The following is a 19305-nucleotide window of genomic DNA, read 5'->3' on the forward strand; positions in this document are numbered from 1 at the left end:
CGACCATCTTGTCAAGCGCTCGTCGGCCAGTCGCTCCTTGTTCGCTCCCTGTTCCCGCCCTTTGAGCGCACGCGCGCCCTGCCCGATTTTCAGCTGCCGTTCTCCATCGCGTAGAGCATACGCTGCACGGCGCGGGCGGTCTCGATCGGACGCTCCATCGGATACAGATGACTGCCCTCGATCCACTCCAGCCGCTCACCCGCCAGCCGCTGCGTCGCCGCGATGCCGACCTGGCGCATCTCCTTCGATTGCGTACCGGCGATGAAGCTGATCGGCACCGGCGATCCATGGGCGAGACGCGTGCCGAAGGTATGCGGCAAGGTGCGATAGATCAGATATTCGGTGCGACGGTCGAAGGCGAGCGTGCGCGTGCCATCGGCTGAAGTCTGAGGAATGCCGTGGTCGATATAGTCGGACAGCACGCGCTCGTCCCAGCGCGCGAACGCCGGCTTCGAATGGAAGTGTCGCCATGCCTCGTCGCGGCTCGCCCATTGGGTGCGGCGCGTGCGTGTGGCCGCCGCGGGCGACAGACGCTCGTCCAGGCCGGTCCATTGCGACACCTTGAGCATGCTGCTGCGCCAGCCCGCGATCACCGGCGAGTCGAGCATCACCACGCCCCTCACCCACTGCGGTTTCTTGAGCGCGGCCATCAGCGACAAATAGCCGCCCAGCGAATGCCCGACCAGCCAGACCGGCTGCTCGTAAAGGCGGCCGATGTCCTCCAGCAATTGATCGACGAGGTGCGGCCAGTCGCGCGTGACTGGAAACCGCACGTCATGGCCGATGCGCTCGATGTAGCGCAGCTCGTAGGTGTCGCCGAGTTCGGCGAAGAGCGTGCCGTAGGTCGAGGCTGGAAAGCCGTTGGCGTGAGAAAAGTGGATGACGTTCTTCAATGTCTTGTTGTCTCCGTTCCAGATGGCGGGTGCGCCGTGGCTTGCCGCGGCGCGACGCCTGCTCCCTTTGTCTGTCTTGTTGATTGTGTTGCGGCGCGATCTTATTCGTCGCTCGCCGTATCCATCCAGTAACGCCGCTGCGTGTCGCGAAAGCGTTCGACGGCGAGCGTGCCGGGCGCGGCCTCGATCCGCACCGCACCATCGGCGTCGCTACGCGCGAGCACGATATGGCGCGAGGCGTAGCGCGCATACACGCCCGGATGCGGATGATGAAAACGGTTCAGGTAGCCTACCTGAAATATTGCGACGAGCGGCCAGACAGAATCGAGGAACGGTTCAGTCGACGATGTGCGGCTGCCGTGATGCGGCACCACGAGCACCTGCGAGCGCAGGCGGGCGGCGTCGCGGGCGACCAGTGTGCGCTCCGCGCTGGCTTCGATATCGGCGGCAAGCAGTGCGGACACCGCGCCCGCGCCGCCTTGCGCCGTGGAAACACGCAGCACGCAGCAATGCGCGTTCGGTTTGCCGGTGAGCGGCCCAGGATCGGGCCAAAGGACTTCGAAGTCCACGCCGTCCCATTGCCAGCGCTGCCCCGCCGCGCATTGCACGGTTTGCGCGCCCAGCTTGCGCGCGCTAGTCCAGAGCCGATGGGCGGGCAGGATACCCGCCACGAACTCACGCACCGGCACGGCGTCGAGCACGGCGGGCGCGCCGCCCGAATGATCGGAATCGTCGTGGCTGATCATGAGAGTGTCGAGGCGCATCACACCGTGCGTCTGCAGATACGGCGCGACGATGCGCTCGCCCGCGTGGGTCGACTCGGGCCCCGGGCCGGCGTCGAACAGCAACGCGTGACGCGAAGTCTCCACCAGCACCGAAGTACCCTGCCCGATATCCAGCGCCGTCAGCCGGAACGCACCCTGCGGCGGCCCATTCGGTGACGGCACGAGTAGCGGCAACCACGTAAAAGGCGCGAGCCAGCGCAACGGCCAGCCACGCGGCGCAAGCAGCCAGACAACGCCGACGCCCGCGCAGCACAACGCGAACACGCCCGGTTGTGGCAGGCGCAGCAGCGCCCACGGCCAGCCTTCAAGCATGCCGAGCGCGTCCAGAAGCCAGTTCAGCATCGTATGCGCCGACTGCCACGCGTAGCCGTCCAGCGGCGCGGGCAGCGCCACTCCGGCTAGCACCATCGGCGTGACGAACATGCTCACCCAGGGAATCGCGCCCGCATTGGCGAGCGGGCCGATCAGCGGAATCTGCATGAACCAATAGGCGGTGAGCGGCGCAAGCGCGAGTGTGACGGCCCATTGAACGCGCGCGCTATCGGCCAGCCTTCCTGTCCAGCGCTGGAAGAACGCGCGCGAACGTGTAGCGATGCGGATGCGAAGCGCGCGCAGACGCCCCACACGCTGCGGCGATGCTTCGTGCTCGCGCATCGGATCGAGTTCGTCGGGCGACAGCGCGGTATCGGCATCGTTATCGCGACGCACGCGTGGCACGCCGCTCGCGGCAAACAGAATCGCTCCGACCGCGCCGAACGACAGCCAGAAGCCCGCCGCCGTCACCGCCCACGGATCGCGCAGCAAGACCAGCCCGAGCGCCCACGCCAGCACATGACTTCGCGACACTTCCCGCGAGCGCCACAACGCTATCGCGGTCACCGCGAGCATCCACAACGCGCGCTGCACCGGCACGTTGAAGCCCGCGAGCGCCGCATACGCCGCCGCTGCAATCATCGCGCCCGCCACCGCCACCTGTTGCGCGGGGACGATTAATGGTGCTTCGACGCCGCGCCAGCGCGCCCGTCGCCAGAACGCACCCGCAGCCCAGCCCGCCAGCCCGGCGACAAAGGCAAGATGCAGACCCGAGATCGCGACGATGTGGCTCGTACCCGTGTTACGCAGGCGCCGCCAGTCGTCGTCGCTGACGGCGTCCTGTGCACCCGTCGCGAGCGCGATGACGATGCCGCGATGCGGCGCATCGGCAAGCACACGATCGATGCGAGCGCGCACAGCGGCCCGCGTGCGCTCGATGCGTACGCCCAGGCCTTGCGCATCGGGAAACAAGCGCGTGGCGTGCTGTTCATCGCTTACGTAACCGCTTGCGCGCACACCGCGCGAAAGCAGCGTCGCCTCGCCATCGCGCAGGCCGAAGTTGCCTTCCGCATGCGGGCGCTTCAGGCGCACATCGAGCCGCCAGCGCGCGCCGGGCACGAGCACGGGCAAGGCCGCATCGCGCGCCACCCAGCTTAGTTGAAGCAGCTCGGGCAGCGCGTGCGCGTCAACGGGCGCACGCCCCCACGACTCGACCGCGAAAAGAAAACTTGCCGCGCCCGCATCCTGGGAAAGCATGCGGGCGATATGGCCAGTTACTTCGATATCGCGCTTTTGCCACTCCGCGGGAAGCTCAGACGCGAGCCGCAGTTCCGCGCGCCATGCCGCGTAACCCAGACCGAGACAAGCCGCAGCGACGCCGATCGCCAGCCACCCACAAGCGCGTCGAGCCGCCTGCCAGCCGCTCGCGCTCCCGGGCTCGCGCAATGCCCAGACCGCCCACATCGCGGCAAGCACGGCGCACAGCAGCAACCCGAACCACGCGCCCCACCCCGGCAACCTGGCCTGACGCTGCAGCACGATCACACCCAGCGCAAATCCGCACCATACAACCCGCATCGCCCCTCCCGAAAAGAGGCAAAACGCAGCCCGCGCGACATCGCTCATGCAACGTCACGTCGCCGATTTCGGGCGCACAACACGCCTCACCTCATGCGGAAATTATGCAGATGAAAGCGCGAGCCGCGGCAGCGCCGCCGCAGCGTTGGCCGTTGTGCCAAGGGCGATTTCCTCGGGCGTCAGGCCACGCAAGGCCGCCAGTACGGCGCCGATGCGCGGCACCTGATCCGGCGTGTTGCGCTGCTTGTAAAGCCAGGACGGCGAGATATCGGGCGCATCGGTTTCCATCACGATCGCCTCCAGCGGCAATTCCTGCGCAAGCCGCCGGATCTGCAACGCGCGCTCGAACGTTGTATTGCCGCCAAAGCCCAGATGCATGCCGTGATCGATGAAAGCCTTCGCCTGCTGGAAGCTGCCGTTGAACGCATGCGCGATGCCGCTGCGCACGCCGTTGCGGCGCAAACCCGCCAGCACCTTGTCCTGCGACTTGCGCACATGACAGATAGCGGGCAGATCGAACTCGCGCGCAAGCTTCAGTTGCGCGTCATAGAAGTGCTGCTGGCGCGACTCGTCGAGTCCCGGCACGAAAAAATCGAGGCCGATTTCGCCGATACCCACGAACTTCGGATCGTCGAGACTCGCCTCGATCTGCGCCCGCAACTCAGCGATGTCCTCGTCGCGCGCGTCCGGTGTGTAGAGCGGATGAATCCCCAGCGCGTAGACCGCGCCGGGCGTGCGGTGGGCGAGCCCGCGCACCGTGTCGAAATTCCAGCGCGCAACGGCCGGAATCACGATGCGCGAGACGCCCGCCTCAAGCGCGTTCGATGCCACCGCATCGCGGTCCGCATCGAACTCACCGGCATCCAGATGGCAATGCGTGTCGATCCACATGCAGCGCGCTCCGCGGCAATAAACGAAGCGTTAAACCGGTACGACCGGCTCTTCGTGCAGCATGCCGTCGCGCAGACGCACGGTGCGGTCGCAGCGCGCCGCCAGTTCGGGATCGTGCGTGACGATCACAAAGCTCGTCTGGAACTGGTCGGACAGTTCCATCATCAGGTTGAAGACGTTGTCCGCCGTGCTGCCGTCGAGGTTGCCGGTCGGTTCGTCGGCGAGCACGCAGGCCGGCTTGGTCACCAGCGCGCGCGCAATCGCCACGCGTTGACGCTCGCCGCCCGACAGTTCGCCCGGACGATGCTTCGCGCGATGCGCGAGACCTACGCGATCGAGAATCGCCATGGCTTCGGCGCGCGCGGCTTCCTGCGGCATGCGGCGAATGCGCAGCGGCATCGCCACATTGTCGAGCGCCGTGAATTCCGGCAGCAGATGGTGGAACTGATAGACGAAGCCCAGCGCGCGATTGCGCAGATCGTTGCGGTCGCGCTCGGAAAGCTCGGTAAACGGCTTGCCGAGCAGCTTGACGTTGCCGGTGCCCGGCTCGTCGAGCCCGCCCAGCACGTGCAGCAGCGTGCTCTTGCCCGAACCCGACGCGCCCACGATCGCCAGCTTTTCGCCGCGCTTGACCGTGATATCGGTGTCGTGCAGCACCTGCACCGAAAGCGCGCCCTGACCGAACACCTTCGAGATGCCATGGGCTTCGATCACGTAGGGGTAATCGCCCGCCGCGGCTTGAATCGATTGACGCTCATTCATAACGCAGTGCCTCCGCGGGACGTACCTTGGCCGCGCGCCAGCTGGGATAAAGCGTCGCCAGCGCGGACAGCACGAACGCAATCAAGCCGATGCGGATCACGTCGCCAGCGACGAGTTCCGAAGGCAATTCACTGATGAAATAGACCGAAGGCGGCAGGAACTGCACGCCGAGCAGATGCTCGATCATCGGCACGAGCCACGGAATGCTCCACGCAATCAGGCACCCGAGCGCCACGCCGATGCCCGTGCCCACGAAGCCGATCGTCACGCCCTGCACCACGAAGATCTTCATGATCGAGCCAGGCTGCGCGCCGAGCGTGCGCAGAATCGCGATATCGGCCTGCTTGTTGGTGACCGTCATCACCAGCGACGACACCAGATTGAACGCGGCCACCGCAATGATCAGCGTGAGGATGATGAACATCATGCGCTTTTCGATCTGCACGGCCGAGAACCAGGTCTTGTTCTGCTGGGTCCAGTCGCGGATATAGAGATCGCCGGACAGCGTATGCACGAGCTGGCGCGCAACCTGCGGCGCGCGCTGCATATCCTTCAGACGCAGGCGCACGCCGCTTGGCGCGGCAAGTCGATAGAGCACTTCGGCATCGCGGATATTGACGAGCGCGAGCGTACTGTCGTACTCGTAATGCCCCGATTCGAACACGCCCACCACCGTGAACTGCTTCAGGCGCGGCAGCATGCCGGCCGGCGTGATGGTGCCTTCAGGCGCGACCAGCGTGACCTTGTCGCCCTTCGTGACGCCCAGGCTCACGGCCAGATCCGCGCCCAGCACGATATTGAAGCTGCCCGGCGTCAGGTCGTTCATGCTGCCGAGCTTCATTTCCTTGTCGATATCCGACACCTGCGGCTCTTCGGACGGCTCGATGCCGCGCAAGGCCACGCCGCTTACGCTATCGCCGCGCGTGAGCAGCGCCTGGGCGTCCACGTAGGGCGCCGCGCCGATCACTTCGGTATTGGTTTTGGCTTCCTTGGCGGTGAGCTGCCAGTCGGGCATCGAACCCGTCGGCGAGAAGATTTCGACGTGGGCGAGCACGGAAAGCATGCGGTCGCGCACATCGCGCTGGAAGCCGTTCATCACGGACAGCACGACGATCAGCGCCGCGACGCCGAGCGCGATGCCCGACATCGAAATCAGCGCGATGAACGAGATGAAACCGTTGCCGGTCGTGCGCTTGCCGGCGCGCGTATAGCGCCAGCCTATCTGCCATTCGTAGGGAAGTTTCAAGCGAATCCTTTTGTGCTTCGTTGCTTCTGCTTCGTTTCCGCTCCGCCATGCGCAGTGAATACGCAGTATTACGTGCCGGAGCAGATCGGCGATCAAGCGCGAAGTTTGCCACACTACCGCCCCCGGAAGGACTTTGCGGCGTCGCTCGCGGCCACTTGCGCTTTGAGGGTTGGACGCGCAAAGCGCGCGCAGGTGCCGCGCAGATTTGTATCTGTGCGCCGGCAACCCGCGGGCAACTGCATCGTAAGTGGCTGATTTATATGGACGACGGCCCGCGCCCACCAATCCGCCCAGGCACAAACACCCCGAGTCCCCGGCCTCCCGCACCCGGCGCCGAAGTACAATGCGCTCCATCATGCCTGCTGACCGTCTCCATCTTCTCGTTCCGTTCGCGCTGCCCTCGGCGGCCGTGGCGTCCACCGCCCTTGCCGGCCTGCAATACCCCGCGTTGTCGAAGCTGGTTTCGCGCGCGCGCGTCGGCGACCAGGTGATCGGCGAGGACTTCCAGCGCACACTCCCGCACGAACGCTGGGTTGCGCGCGCGTTTGGCGCAGCCGCGCCGGGTGCGAACAACGCAGCGAACGGCGCAGCCGACGACGAAGCGCCGCTCGCCCCGTGGATGCTGCTCGCCGATGGCGGCACGCCCGGCGACGCCACGTGGGCCTGTATCCAGCCCGTGCACGTGCGCATCGCCCACGACCATCTGGTGCTGATCGACCCCGCCTCGCTCGAATTGACCGACGCTGACGCCGCCTCGCTCTACGCGGTCGCCAGGCCGTTGATCGAAGAGCTGGGCATCCGCGTCGAAGCGCCCACGCCGCAACGCTGGTATCTGTCGAGCGATCAGTTCGGCACGCTCGCGGGCGCGTCGCCGTTGCGCGCGAGCGGCCGCAATATCGAAATCTGGCTGCCGCACGAAGCCCATTCGGGCCAGCGCTCGCGCGCCTGGATGAAGGTGCAGAACGAAGTGCAGATGGCGTGGTTCGAACATCCCGTGAACGAAGCGCGCGAGGCGCGCGGCCTGCCCGCCGTCAACTCGATCTGGTTCCATGCGCAGGGCGCGTTGCGGCCGGTGCAGCGCGCTTTCGCGCGTGTGCGCTCGGACGCGGCTGCCACGCGCGGTCTCGCGCTGGCCAGCGGCGCTGAATTGGGCGCGGTACCGCCTACGTTCAACGCACAAAGCGCCGCGAACGGCAGCGCTTCCGGCGCCACGCTGATCGAGCTCGATCCGTTTTCCGCCGCCTATATCCAGCAGGACTGGGGCCGCTGGAACGCCGCCTTCGCGCAGCTTGAGCGCGACTGGTTCGCGCCCGCGCTGGCCGCGCTCGAAAACGGCGAACTGGCCGAACTGGGCGTCACGCTGTGCGGCGACACCGGCTCCGTAACGCTCAACGCCACGCGCGGCGACCTGCGCAAATTCTGGCGACGCCGCGAATTCGCGTCGCTTTTCATCGAATAAATTCTGAAGCCGCAAAGCATGACCCGAATCGTCACCCGCGCCTGTTCCCCCGCCGATACCGAAGCGCTGATCCGTCACGGCCTGCATCCGGTGCTCGCGCGGCTCTATGCCTCGCGCGGCGTCTGCCAGCCCGACGACATCGAAACCGGCCTCGCCCGCCTGATCCCGCCCGCCGGCATGAAGGGCCTCGACGAAGCCGCCATGCTGCTCGCCGACGCGCTCGAAGCCGATTGCCGCATGCTGGTGGTCGCCGACTACGACTGCGACGGCGCGACCGCCTGCGCCGTGGCCGTGCGCGGCCTGCGCATGATGGGCGCGCAGATCGACTATCTGGTGCCGAACCGCTTCGAGTACGGCTACGGCCTCACGCCCGAAATCGTCGCGCTCGCCGCGCAGCGCAAGGGCGGGCCGCCCGACGTGCTGATTACCGTCGATAACGGCATCGCCAGCGTGGAAGGTGTGGAAGCGGCCAACGAACTCGGCATCGAAGTGCTGGTCACCGATCACCACTTGCCCGGCGACACGCTCCCGGACGCGCGCGCGATCGTCAATCCGAACCAGCCTGGCTGCGAGTTTCCGAGCAAGTGCATCGCCGGCGTGGGCGTGATGTTCTACACGCTGCTCGCGCTGCGCGCCGAAATGCGCCGTCGCGGCGCGTTCAACGACGAACGCCCGGAACCGCGCCTGGACGGCCTGCTCGATCTGGTCGCGCTCGGCACCGTGGCCGACGTCGTCAAGCTCGACGCCAATAACCGCGTGCTGGTCGCGCAAGGCCTGCAGCGCATCCGCAACGGCCGCATGCAGCCGGGCATCGCGGCCCTCTTCCGCGCCTCGGGCCGCGAAGCGAAGAGCGCGTCGGGTTTCGATATGGGCTTCGCGCTCGGGCCGCGTCTGAATGCGGCGGGACGGCTTTCGGACATGTCGCTCGGCATCGAATTGCTGACCACCGACGACGCCGGCCGCGCCTGGGAACTCGCGCAGCAGCTCGACGGGATGAACCGCGAACGCCGCGAAATCGAAGCGGGCATGCAGCAGCAGGCACTGGCCGATCTCGCCGATGTCGATCCGCAGGGCAACGCCACGATCACGCTGTTCAACGAGGGCTGGCATCAGGGCGTGATCGGCATCGTCGCGGGTCGGCTGAAGGAGAAGTTCCACCGCCCCGCCTTCACTTTCGCGCCCGCCGACGACAACGGCGAACTGGTCAAGGGCTCGGGCCGCTCGATTCCCGGCTTCCATCTGCGCGACGCCATCGACCTGATTTCCAAGCGCGAGCCTGGCCTGATCCACAAGTTCGGCGGCCACGCGATGGCCGCCGGCATGACGCTCGCCGCCGCCGACGTGCCGCGTTTCGCCGAAGCGTTCGAGCGCGTGGGCCGCGAGTGGCTGAGCGCCGAGGCGCTCGCCCGCACGGTGGAAACCGACGGCGATCTGGAAGACGCCTATTTCACGCCCGATTTCGTCGAGATGCTCGACGCCGCGGTGTGGGGCCAGGGCTTCCCGGCGCCGGTGTTTTCAGGCGAATTCGAAGTTGCTTCGCAGGCGCTCGTGAAAGACAAGCACCTCAAGCTGCAACTGCTGCGCGGCCGTCAGCGCTTCAACGCAATCTGGTTCAACCACACCGAAACCCTGCCGCAGCACACCACCGTCGCTTACCGGCTGGTGCGCGATACGTGGAACGGCGTGTCGCGCGTGCAACTGGTCGTTGAGCACGCGGCGCTCTGACCCTGTCACAAGCGCTTCCGTTCTGATCCGTTTCAGTGCCCAAACCCGCGCGCGCCCTGCGCGGCGCGGGCCTTTGGGCAGGGCCAAGCCATGCCCGATCGGCTATAATTGCGTGTTTTACACGCCGGATCACGACAAAAATGGAAGCGGAACGTCTCAACGCGATCGAAGCCCTTTTGGCGGACCTGCGCTCACGCGCAGGCGAGCTACGGGGGTATCTTTGACTACGACGTAAAAGCCCGACGGCTCGTCGAAGTCAATAGCGAACTCGAAGACCCCAACGTCTGGAACGACTCCAAGCACGCACAGGGTCTCGGCAAGGAAAAGAAGCTGCTCGAAGGCGTCGTGCATGTGCTCGACGGTCTCGAGAACGACACGCGCGACACCCAGGATCTCTTCGAGATGGCCCGCGAAGAAGGCGATGAGGACACCCTCGTCTCCATCGAAAGCGATGCCCAGGAGATCGAAAAGCGCGTCGCCGACGTCGAGTTCCGCCGCATGTTCGCGAACCCGGCCGACCCGAATAACGCCTTTATCGACATCCAGGCTGGCGCCGGCGGCACCGAAGCGTGCGACTGGGCGTCCATGCTGCTGCGCCAGTACGTGCGTTACTGCGAGCGCAAGGGCTTCAAGATCGAAGTGCTGGAAGAATCGGAAGGCGACGTCGCCGGCATCAAGAGCGCGACCATCAAGGTCGAAGGCGAATATGCCTACGGCTTCCTGCGCACCGAAACCGGCATTCACCGTCTGGTGCGCAAGTCGCCGTTCGACTCGTCGGGCGGCCGTCATACGTCGTTCTCGTCGGTGTTCGTGTACCCGGAAATCGACGATTCGTTCGAGATCGAAGTCAATCCGGCCGATCTGCGTATCGACACCTACCGCGCTTCGGGCGCGGGCGGTCAGCACATCAACAAGACCGACTCCGCTGTGCGTATTACGCACGTGCCGTCGGGCATCGTCGTGCAGTGCCAGAACGACCGCTCGCAGCACCGTAACCGCGCCGAAGCCATGGCCATGCTCAAATCGCGCCTCTATGAAGCCGAAATGCGCAAGCGCCAGTCGGAGCAGGACAAGCTCGAAGCGGGCAAGTCGGATGTGGGCTGGGGTCACCAGATCCGCTCCTACGTGCTCGACAACAGCCGTATCAAGGATCTGCGCACCAACGTCGAAATCAGCAACACCAAGGCCGTGCTCGACGGCGATCTCGACGCCTTCATCAGCGCAAGCCTGAAACAAGGCGTGTAATTTATCTCGCGCCACGGCGGCGCTGCCGCGCAGTAGTCGCCCAGCCGCCGCCCTCTCCCGCAGCCCCGCATCGTCATCATTGCCCGCGATGCGCGGCGCTGCCGGAACCGAACTCCAAGAACCCGAGCCATCATGACCGAACCGACCCAGCAGAACGCGCAGAATACGCCCAGCGCCGCGCCCGATATCGACGACAACCAGATCATCGCCGAGCGCCGCGAGAAACTGCGCGCGCTGCGCGAGGCGGGTGTCGCCTTCCCGAACGACTTCCGCCCCACCCACCACGCCGCCGACCTGCAACGCGATCACGCCGAAACGGATAAAGACGCACTCGAAGCGAATCCGCTCGAAGTGAAGATCGCCGGCCGCATGATGCTCAAGCGCGTGATGGGCAAGGCGAGCTTCGCCACGGTGCGCGACGGCTCGGGCCAGATCCAGTTCTTCATTACGCCCGCCGATGTGGGCGAAGCCACTTACGACGCGTTCAAGAAGTGGGACCTGGGCGATATCGTCGCGGCAACCGGCGTGCTGTTCCGCACCAACAAGGGCGAGCTTTCGGTGCGTTGCACGGAACTGCGCCTGCTGTCGAAGTCGCTGCGCCCGCTGCCGGACAAGTTCCACGGTCTCGCCGACCAGGAAATGCGCTATCGCCAGCGTTATGTCGACCTGATCGTCACGCCGGAATCGCGCGACACGTTCGTGGCGCGTACCAAGGCGATCTCGTCGGTGCGCCGCTTCATGTCGGACGCGAACTTCATGGAAGTCGAAACGCCGATGCTGCACCCGATCCCGGGCGGCGCGGCGGCCAAGCCGTTCATCACGCACCACAACGCGCTCGATATGCAGATGTACATGCGTATCGCGCCTGAGCTGTACCTGAAGCGCCTGATCGTGGGCGGCTTCGAGCGCGTGTTCGAAATCAACCGGAATTTCCGTAACGAAGGCGTGTCGCCGCGTCACAATCCGGAATTCACGATGATGGAGTTCTACGCCGCGTACACCGATTACCGCTGGCTGATGGACTTCACGGAACAACTGATCCGTCAGGCCGCCGTCGACGCGAGCGGCACCGCTACGCTCGAATACCAGGGCCGCGAACTCGATCTGTCGAAGCCGTTCCATCGTCTGACGATCGTGCAGGCGATCCAGAAGTACGCGCCGCAGTACACGACCGAACAACTCGCCGATGCCGCCTTCCTGCGCACGGAACTGAAGAAGTTCGGCGTGGATGCCAACCAGCCGCAGTTCCTGAACGCCGGCGTGGGCGCGCTGCAACTGGCGCTGTTCGAAGAAACGGCTGAATCGCAGCTGTGGGAACCCACCTTCATCATCGATTACCCGGTGGAAGTGTCGCCGCTGGCGCGCGCATCGGACACGATGCCGGGCATCACGGAGCGTTTCGAACTGTTCATCACGGGCCGCGAAATCGCCAATGGTTTCTCGGAGCTGAACGATCCGGAAGATCAGGCCGCGCGCTTCAAGAAGCAGGTCGAGCAGAAGGACGCGGGCGACGAAGAAGCCATGTTCTACGACGCCGACTACATTCGCGCGCTTGAATACGGCATGCCCCCGACAGGCGGTTGCGGTATCGGCATCGACCGTCTGGTCATGCTGCTGACCAACAGCGCGACCATCCGCGACGTGCTGCTCTTCCCGCACCTGCGCCGCGAAGACTAAGTCGCTGACGGATTCAGCCCGAACGGGGCGCATGCGGTTCTCGCCGCATGCGCCCCGTTTCTTTTGGCCCGCCACCTGAGGCGCAGCCGCGAAAAAGTGTCAATTATTTGTAACCTTCGGTAAAAGCTGCCGCGCATCGACGGGCGCGCCGCGGGCATGTGCTTTGCGCATTGACGGAAAACCACGCCATGCAAGGCTGCACCATGGAGCCGATCAGCACTGGGATCTTTCTGATGCGCCACCTTGCAGAAGAGGTTACACATTGAAACGCCCGGGTCGCAGGATTGGCTCACACTGATCTGACTAGATTGACCGAATTTTCTTACGAGCCAACTCTGCAAAAGACGGAGCCTGTCATGAACAATCCTGATCCGAAACTGACCACACAGACCACGCCGGCAACGAATCGCCGGATTCATCCGCTCATCGCTACGGCGGCGGGCGCTGTGATCGTCGCGAGCCTTGCGGCGACCGCAGCCATTACCGGCGTGTTCCCGAAAGCCTCCAGCAACGCCGAACAAAGCGCGCAAAGCCAGACCGGCCAGACGACCGTGATGGCGTCGCAGCCGGTGGTTGACTCCACGCGCGCCGCCGCGCCAGCGCCGAGCGCGCAATACGCGCAGAACACTGCGCCTGCGCAGCCCACGCCTGCGCAGCAGCAACAGGCACAGGCAGCGCAAGCGCCCGCGGCCCCGCCGCCGCAATACGCTCAGCAACCGCAGCAGTACGCCCAGGAAGCGCAGCCGCAACAGCCCGCGTGCGCGTCGTGCGGCGTCGTCGAAGGGATTTCCGCCACGCGTCAGGAAGGGCACGGCACCGGCATTGGCGCAGTGGGCGGCGCTGTGGCGGGCGGCGTGGTCGGCAACCAGTTCGGCGCGGGTGGCGGCCGCACGGCCATGACGCTGCTGGGCGCGCTGGGTGGCGGTCTCGCCGGTAACTCGGTCGAGAAGCATCTGCGCAGCACCACCGCTTATTCGGTGCGCGTGCGCATGGATAACGGCAAGACGCGTTACTTCACGTATCACGAAGCGCCGCCGTTCCAGCAAGGCCAGCGCGTGCGGATCGAACACGGCACGCTCGCCGCGGCTTAACCCGTTTAGAGCGCCAAAACAAAAGGCGATTCACCGTGAAGGTGAATCGCCTTTTTCATTGTGTCTACACGCGGAATCGACGTGAATCCGGTCGATCAATACGCCGCGTCGTCAATCCATGCCGCCTGAATCGCTTCGAGGATTTTCTCGTTCGAACGCTCGGGATCGTCGTCAAAGCCTTCGAGTTCGGTGATCCAGCGATGCAGATCGGTGAAGCGCACATATTGTGGGTCGACATCCGGATGGGTATCCGTCAACGCCACTGCGATGTCCTGCGTATCGGTCCATTTCATGGCTGCGCGCTCCTCTTTGGGATGGATCAGTGGTTTTCCTTCGCGTGATTGATCGAGTAACGCGGAATCTCGACCACGAGGTCGTCCTCGGCCGGCACGAGCGCCTGACACGAGAGTCGCGAAGTGGGCTCCAGACCCCATGCCTTGTCGAGCAGGTCGTCTTCGAGCTCTTCCGACGGTTCGAGCGCGTTAAAACCTTCGCGCACGATCACGTGACAGGTCGTGCAGGCACACGACTTTTCGCAGGCGTGTTCGATTGCGATGCCGTGTTCCAGCAGCGCGTCGCACACGCTCTCACCCGGCTTGGCGTCGATCACCGCGCCATCCGGGCACAGTTCGACATGGGGCAGCACCACGATTTGAGGCATTCTGATTTCCGTAATCCAAAACTTGTCATATCGGGCGCGCCCCGTCAGCCGACGGCGGCACACCCATTCTACTAACGTCGCGCACTTCGCTGCATCGGGAAAGCACGCAGAGCGCGTGCCCTTCCCATGCGCATTCACGTGCGCTCAGTCACACATTCAGCCGATCTCGTCGAGCTTCTTGCCCGCCAGCGCGCGCTTGATGCCCTTGTTCATGCGGCGGGCCGCGAACTCGTCGGTACCTTCGGCGAGCGACTTGGAGGCCGCTTCGATGCCGCCGGTGTCTTCGCTTTGCGCAATCTGCGCGAGCGCCGCCACCAGCTTGTCGAGTTCCACGCGCTCGTCGTCGTCGAGCAGTTCGCCGTCGGCGGCCAGCGCCGATTGCGTCGCTTCGATCACGCGTTGCGCTTCGACCTGCGCTTCGCGCAGTGCACGCGCGCGCATGTCGATATCGGCGGTCTTGAAGCTGTCTTCGAGCATCTTCGCGATGTCGTCATCGGCGAGACCGTAGGACGGCTTGACCACCACGGACGCTTCCACGCCCGACAACTGCTCGCGCGCAAACACCGACAGCAGGCCGTCCGCGTCCACCTGGTACGTCACGCGGATGCGCGCCGCGCCTGCCGCCATCGGCGGAATGCCGCGCAGTTCGAAACGCGCCAGCGAACGGCAGTCGGACACCAGCTCGCGCTCGCCCTGCACCACGTGGATCGCCATGGCCGTCTGGCCATCCTTGAAGGTCGTGAAGTCCTGCGCGCGCGCGACCGGAATGGTCGAGTTGCGCGGGATGATCTTCTCGACCAGACCGCCCATCGTTTCCACGCCCAGCGACAGCGGAATCACGTCGAGCAGCAGCCAGTCGTCGTCGCCGCCACGGTTGCCTGCGAGCAGGTCGGCCTGGATTGCCGCGCCAAGCGCCACCACCTGGTCCGGATCGAGATTGATCAGCGGCGGCTGGCCGAAGAACTGTTCGACCGCACGACGGATCACCGGCATGCGCGTCGCGCCGCCCACCAGCACCACGCCCTTGACGTCCTTCGAACCGACCTTGGCGTCGCGCAGGGCCTTCTTCGTGGGCGTGAGCGTGCGCTGAACCAGCGCCTGCGTAAGCGCTTCAAAGCGCGCTTCGTCGATCGTCACGGCAAGCGCCGCGCCATTCGAGAGCGTGACTTCGATACGCGCTTCGGGCGCGGAAGACAGCGCTTCCTTGGCGTCGCGTGCGCGATCGAGCAACAGACGCACGTCTTCGGGCGCGAGCGCCGCGCGCTCGATACCCGCCTGCTCCAGCACATAGGCAAACACCGCGTGATCGAAATCGTCGCCGCCGAGCGCCGAATCGCCGCCCGCTGCCAGCACCTCGAACACACCCTTGGTGAGCTTGAGGATCGACAGGTCGAAGGTGCCGCCGCCGAGGTCATAGACCGCGTAGAGGCCTTCCGAACCGTTGTCGAGGCCGTAGGCAATCGCCGCTGCGGTCGGCTCGTTGAGCAGACGCAGCACGTTCAGCCCGGCCAGACGCGCCGCGTCCTTGGTGGCCTGGCGCTGCGCTTCGTCGAAATACGCGGGCACGGTGATGACCGCGCCAACCAGATCGTCGCCGAGCGAGTCTTCGGCACGCTGACGCAGCGTCGCGAGAATTTCCGCCGAGACTTCGACCGGGCTTTTCACGCCGTCGATGGTCTGGATCTGCACCATGCCCGGCGCGTCGACAAAGTCGTACGGCGCGTTGGCCGCGCCTTCGACGTCCGCCTTGCCGCGGCCCATGAAGCGCTTGACCGAAACGATGGTGTTGCGCGGATCGGTAGCGGCTTCGGCCTTGGCGGTGCGGCCGATGCGACGGCCGCCATTCGCCAGATAGCGCACGACGGACGGCAGCAGCACGTGGCCGTCTTCGTCGGGCAGGACGTCGGGCACGCCGCTGCGCACCGCGGCGACCAGCGAGTTCGTGGTGCCCAGGTCGATGCCGACAGCCAGCCGCCGCTGATGCGGCGCCGGCGCCATGCCGGGTTCGGAGATTTGCAGTAGTGCCATCTGAGTATTCTGTTAGCGGCCGCCTGGCGTCGCGCGAAGCGCGCCACCCGTGGCCCTGTCCTGTATCCGGGGTTCTACGCTTTAGCCTTCCAGCCGCTCGATCTGCGTATCGACTTCGGCCGCCACGCGCTCTATGAACATCAGCTGGCGCACCGCTTCCGCCGCCGGCTGGTTCGAGCCGCTGTCGAGCAGCGCGCCGAGCTTCGTCAGGCGCACGCGTTCGTCGTCGCGCAGGTCGCTGGCGAGCGCATCGAGTGCATCGACGTTCTTCGCGCCGACCGCGTCTTCGATGGCTTCGCGCCATTCCATCTGCTGCATCAGAAAGGCCGGTTCCATCGCCGTGTTGTTCTCGGCGCCGACGTCGATGCCGCGCAGGTGCAGCAGGTACTTCGCGCGCTTGAGCGGGTCGCGCAGCGTCTGATACGCCTCATTGGCGCGCGTGGCCCATTGCATCGCTACGCGCTTTTGCGCTTCGCCCGCCGCCGCAAAGCGGTCGGGGTGCACCTGCGCCTGCACGGTGCGGTAGGCGTGATCGAGCGCGTCGGCGTCGAGCGCGAACTGCTCGTTCAGGCCGAACAGCACGAAGTGGCTGTCGGTGAGCGAGGAAAGCGAAGAGAGCGAGGCCATCGGATCGAACGTATTGTGTGGGGCTTTGAAAAATCAAAAAGGCGGCACAGGCCGCCTTTTCACCGCAACGCGCGGGCTTACACGCGGAAGGACTCGCCGCAACCGCACTCGTCCTTCACGTTCGGGTTGTTGAACTTGAAGCCTTCGTTCAGGCCTTCGCGCACGAAGTCGAGCTGCGTGCCGTCGATATACGAGAGACTCTTCGGATCGACGATCACCTTCACGCCGTGGCTCTCGAACACGTTGTCTTCGGGCGCGAGCTCGTCGACGTATTCGAGCTTGTATGCCAGACCCGAGCAGCCCGTGGTACGCACGCCCAGGCGCAAGCCCACGCCCTTGCCGCGACGGACCAGGTACTTCTGCACGTGCTGTGCCGCTTTTTCAGTCAACGAGATTGCCATAACGTTTTCGCCCTACTCCATGTCGTGCGTCGCAGTGCGCCTTCAACTGCCAGATTTCCTGCCAGATTCGCGCCGCTTCTTCACGCCGTGGCGCAGGCTTGCCTGCATCCAGATCGTTCATTCCACAGCGGCGCTCCTTTTACTTTTCAAGGTGCGCCGCCGTCCCGCCCGCTTGCGCGGTGCCTTACGGTGCTTAGACCGCGTCGGCCTTAGCGTCCGCCGAGTGGCGTTGCTTGTAGTCGGCGACCGCTGCCTTGATCGCGTCTTCCGCGAGGATCGAGCAGTGGATCTTCACCGGCGGCAGCGCCAGTTCTTCGGCGATCTGCGTGTTCTTGATGTCGAGGGCCTGATCGAGCGTCTTGCCCTTGACCCATTCCGTGACCAGCGAGCTCGAAGCGATTGCCGAGCCGCAGCCATAGGTCTTGAACTTCGCGTCTTCGATCACGCCGTCCGCGCCCACGCGGATCTGCAGCTTCATCACGTCGCCGCAAGCCGGTGCGCCGACCATTCCGGTGCCGACTGCATCGTCGTCCTTCGAGAACGAGCCAACGTTACGCGGGTTTTCGTAGTGGTCCAGAACCTTGTCGCTATATGCCATGATCACACTCCTTCAATTCGTTGGCCGCGCTGCATTTCAATGTGCGCTGCGGCCGGGTCGAGATTCGCTTTCTGCGCGCTACGTAATGCTTAGTGCGCTGCCCACTGGATGGTCGACAGGTCGATACCGTCCTGGTGCATCTCCCACAGCGGCGACAGTTCGCGCAGCTTGGCGATCTTCGTCTTCAGCAGGTTGATGACGTAGTCCACGTCCTGTTCGGTCGTGAAACGGCCCACCGTGAAGCGGATCGAGCTGTGCGCCAGTTCGTCGTTACGGCCAAGCGCGCGCAGGACGTACGACGGTTCCAGCGAAGCCGACGTACAGGCCGAGCCCGACGACACCGCCACGTCCTTCACCGCCATGATCAGCGATTCGCCTTCGACGAAGTTGAAGCTGATGTTCAGGTTGTGCGGGACACGCTTTTCCATGTCGCCATTCACGTAGGTTTCTTCGATTTCCGAGAGGCCCTTGAGCAGACGGTCGCGCAGCGCGCCAACACGCGCGTTTTCCGCTTCCATCTCTTCACGCGCGATGCGGAACGCTTCGCCCATGCCGACGATCTGGTGCGTCGCCAGCGTGCCCGAACGCATGCCGCGCTCGTGACCGCCGCCGTGCATCTGCGCTTCGATACGGATACGCGGCTTGCGACGCACGTACAGCGCGCCGATGCCCTTCGGGCCATACGTCTTGTGCGCCGAGAACGACATCAGGTCGACCTTGAGCTTTTGCAGGTCGATGGGCGTCTTGCCCGTCGATTGAGCCGCGTCCACGTGGAACACGATGCCCTTTTCGCGGCAGATCTCACCGATCGTTTCGATGTCCTGGATCACGCCGATCTCGTTATTCACGTGCATCACGGAAACGAGGATCGTGTCGGGGCGGATTGCGGCCTTGAGGGCGTCCAGGTCGATCAGACCATCGTCCTTCACCGACAGATACGTGACTTCATAGCCTTCGCGCTCAAGCTCGCGGCAGGTGTCGAGCACAGCCTTGTGCTCGGTCTTCACCGTGATGATGTGCTTGCCCTTGCTCTTGTAGAAGTGCGCGGCACCCTTGATCGCGAGGTTGTCCGATTCGGTGGCGCCGGAGGTCCAGATGATTTCGCGCGGGTCGGCGTTGACGAGCGCAGCGACCTGCTCGCGCGCTTCCTCGACCGCACGTTCCGCGTCCCAGCCGTAAGCGTGGCTGCGCGACGCCGGATTGCCGAACTGCTCGCGCAGGTACGGAATCATCTTGTCCACCACGCGCGGGTCGATCGGCGTCGTCGCGCTGTAGTCCATGTAGATGGGCAGGTGGGGAATATCGTTATTCATCTATCGCTCCGGG

At 64.9% G+C, this 19305-nt stretch carries 18 protein-coding genes; 5 read left to right on the forward strand and 13 right to left on the reverse strand.

Annotated features, from left to right (window positions below; all coding sequences use genetic code 11):
- Positions 1-89 precede the first annotated feature (89 nt).
- From F3J17_RS08585 to F3J17_RS08605, 5 genes are all read right to left on the reverse strand, one after another.
- The gene (locus tag F3J17_RS08585; protein ID WP_167056114.1) at positions 90-893 is read right to left on the reverse strand and encodes an alpha/beta hydrolase; all 804 of its coding nucleotides are present in this window, start codon (positions 891-893) and stop codon (positions 90-92) included.
- 101 nt (positions 894-994) lie between these two features.
- Positions 995-3568 (reverse strand): ComEC/Rec2 family competence protein, encoded by a 2574-nt coding sequence (locus F3J17_RS08590; RefSeq protein ID WP_167056116.1) that lies wholly within the window; start codon positions 3566-3568, stop codon positions 995-997.
- A 102-nt stretch (positions 3569-3670) separates the two neighbouring features.
- Positions 3671-4459 (reverse strand): TatD family hydrolase, encoded by a 789-nt coding sequence (locus F3J17_RS08595; RefSeq protein ID WP_167056119.1) that lies wholly within the window; start codon positions 4457-4459, stop codon positions 3671-3673.
- 30 nt (positions 4460-4489) lie between these two features.
- Positions 4490-5221: a lipoprotein-releasing ABC transporter ATP-binding protein LolD gene (lolD, locus tag F3J17_RS08600; RefSeq protein WP_167056122.1), complete on the reverse strand. Its 732-nt coding sequence runs from the start codon at positions 5219-5221 to the stop codon at positions 4490-4492.
- The gene (locus tag F3J17_RS08605; protein ID WP_167056125.1) at positions 5214-6467 is read right to left on the reverse strand and encodes a lipoprotein-releasing ABC transporter permease subunit; all 1254 of its coding nucleotides are present in this window, start codon (positions 6465-6467) and stop codon (positions 5214-5216) included. The genes lolD and F3J17_RS08605 overlap by 8 nt, the downstream gene beginning before the upstream one ends.
- A 343-nt stretch (positions 6468-6810) precedes the next feature.
- On the opposite strand from F3J17_RS08605, the gene F3J17_RS08610 reads away from it, so the two are divergent.
- From F3J17_RS08610 to F3J17_RS08630, 5 genes are all read left to right on the forward strand, one after another.
- Positions 6811-7926 (forward strand): regulator, encoded by a 1116-nt coding sequence (locus tag F3J17_RS08610; protein ID WP_167056128.1) that lies wholly within the window; start codon positions 6811-6813, stop codon positions 7924-7926.
- Between the two features lie 18 nt (positions 7927-7944).
- Complete coding sequence (recJ, locus tag F3J17_RS08615) at positions 7945-9651, forward strand: single-stranded-DNA-specific exonuclease RecJ (RefSeq protein ID WP_167056131.1); 1707 nt, start codon at positions 7945-7947, stop codon at positions 9649-9651.
- A 140-nt stretch (positions 9652-9791) separates the two neighbouring features.
- Positions 9792-10896 (forward strand): peptide chain release factor 2 gene (prfB, locus tag F3J17_RS08620; protein WP_167056134.1). Its coding sequence is split into 2 segments (ribosomal slippage): positions 9792-9872 and positions 9874-10896, totalling 1104 coding nucleotides; the frame shifts between segments, so codons are not numbered across the junction.
- Positions 10897-11028: 132 nt separating this feature from the next.
- Complete coding sequence (gene lysS, locus F3J17_RS08625) at positions 11029-12573, forward strand: lysine--tRNA ligase (protein WP_167056137.1); 1545 nt, start codon at positions 11029-11031, stop codon at positions 12571-12573.
- 356 nt (positions 12574-12929) lie between these two features.
- The gene (locus tag F3J17_RS08630) at positions 12930-13664 is read left to right on the forward strand and encodes a glycine zipper 2TM domain-containing protein (RefSeq protein WP_167056140.1); all 735 of its coding nucleotides are present in this window, start codon (positions 12930-12932) and stop codon (positions 13662-13664) included.
- A 95-nt stretch (positions 13665-13759) separates the two neighbouring features.
- Here F3J17_RS08630 and iscX read toward each other — a convergent pair whose 3' ends face one another.
- The 8 genes from iscX to F3J17_RS08670 form a co-directional block, all read right to left on the reverse strand.
- A complete protein-coding gene (gene iscX, locus F3J17_RS08635) occupies positions 13760-13957 on the reverse strand; it encodes a Fe-S cluster assembly protein IscX (RefSeq protein ID WP_167056143.1) in 198 nt (65 codons plus the stop codon).
- Between the two features lie 26 nt (positions 13958-13983).
- Positions 13984-14325: an ISC system 2Fe-2S type ferredoxin gene (gene fdx, locus F3J17_RS08640; protein WP_167056146.1), complete on the reverse strand. Its 342-nt coding sequence runs from the start codon at positions 14323-14325 to the stop codon at positions 13984-13986.
- Between the two features lie 156 nt (positions 14326-14481).
- A complete protein-coding gene (hscA, locus tag F3J17_RS08645; protein WP_167056151.1) occupies positions 14482-16353 on the reverse strand; it encodes a Fe-S protein assembly chaperone HscA in 1872 nt (623 codons plus the stop codon).
- 81 nt (positions 16354-16434) lie between these two features.
- A complete protein-coding gene (gene hscB / locus F3J17_RS08650; protein ID WP_167056154.1) occupies positions 16435-16980 on the reverse strand; it encodes a Fe-S protein assembly co-chaperone HscB in 546 nt (181 codons plus the stop codon).
- A 77-nt stretch (positions 16981-17057) separates the two neighbouring features.
- Positions 17058-17381: an iron-sulfur cluster assembly protein IscA gene (gene iscA, locus F3J17_RS08655; RefSeq protein ID WP_167056156.1), complete on the reverse strand. Its 324-nt coding sequence runs from the start codon at positions 17379-17381 to the stop codon at positions 17058-17060.
- Positions 17362-17502, reverse strand: coding sequence for a hypothetical protein (locus F3J17_RS08660; protein WP_167056159.1), 141 nt, complete (start codon positions 17500-17502; stop codon positions 17362-17364). The genes iscA and F3J17_RS08660 overlap by 20 nt, the downstream gene beginning before the upstream one ends.
- Positions 17503-17574: 72 nt before the next feature.
- Complete coding sequence (iscU, locus tag F3J17_RS08665; RefSeq protein WP_167056162.1) at positions 17575-17979, reverse strand: Fe-S cluster assembly scaffold IscU; 405 nt, start codon at positions 17977-17979, stop codon at positions 17575-17577.
- Between the two features lie 89 nt (positions 17980-18068).
- Positions 18069-19292 (reverse strand): IscS subfamily cysteine desulfurase, encoded by a 1224-nt coding sequence (locus F3J17_RS08670; protein ID WP_167056165.1) that lies wholly within the window; start codon positions 19290-19292, stop codon positions 18069-18071.
- Positions 19293-19305: the final 13 nt, after the last annotated feature.

Origin of the sequence: Burkholderia sp. Ax-1719, from assembly GCF_011753055.1 — a bacterium.
GTDB lineage: Bacteria > Pseudomonadota > Gammaproteobacteria > Burkholderiales > Burkholderiaceae > Paraburkholderia.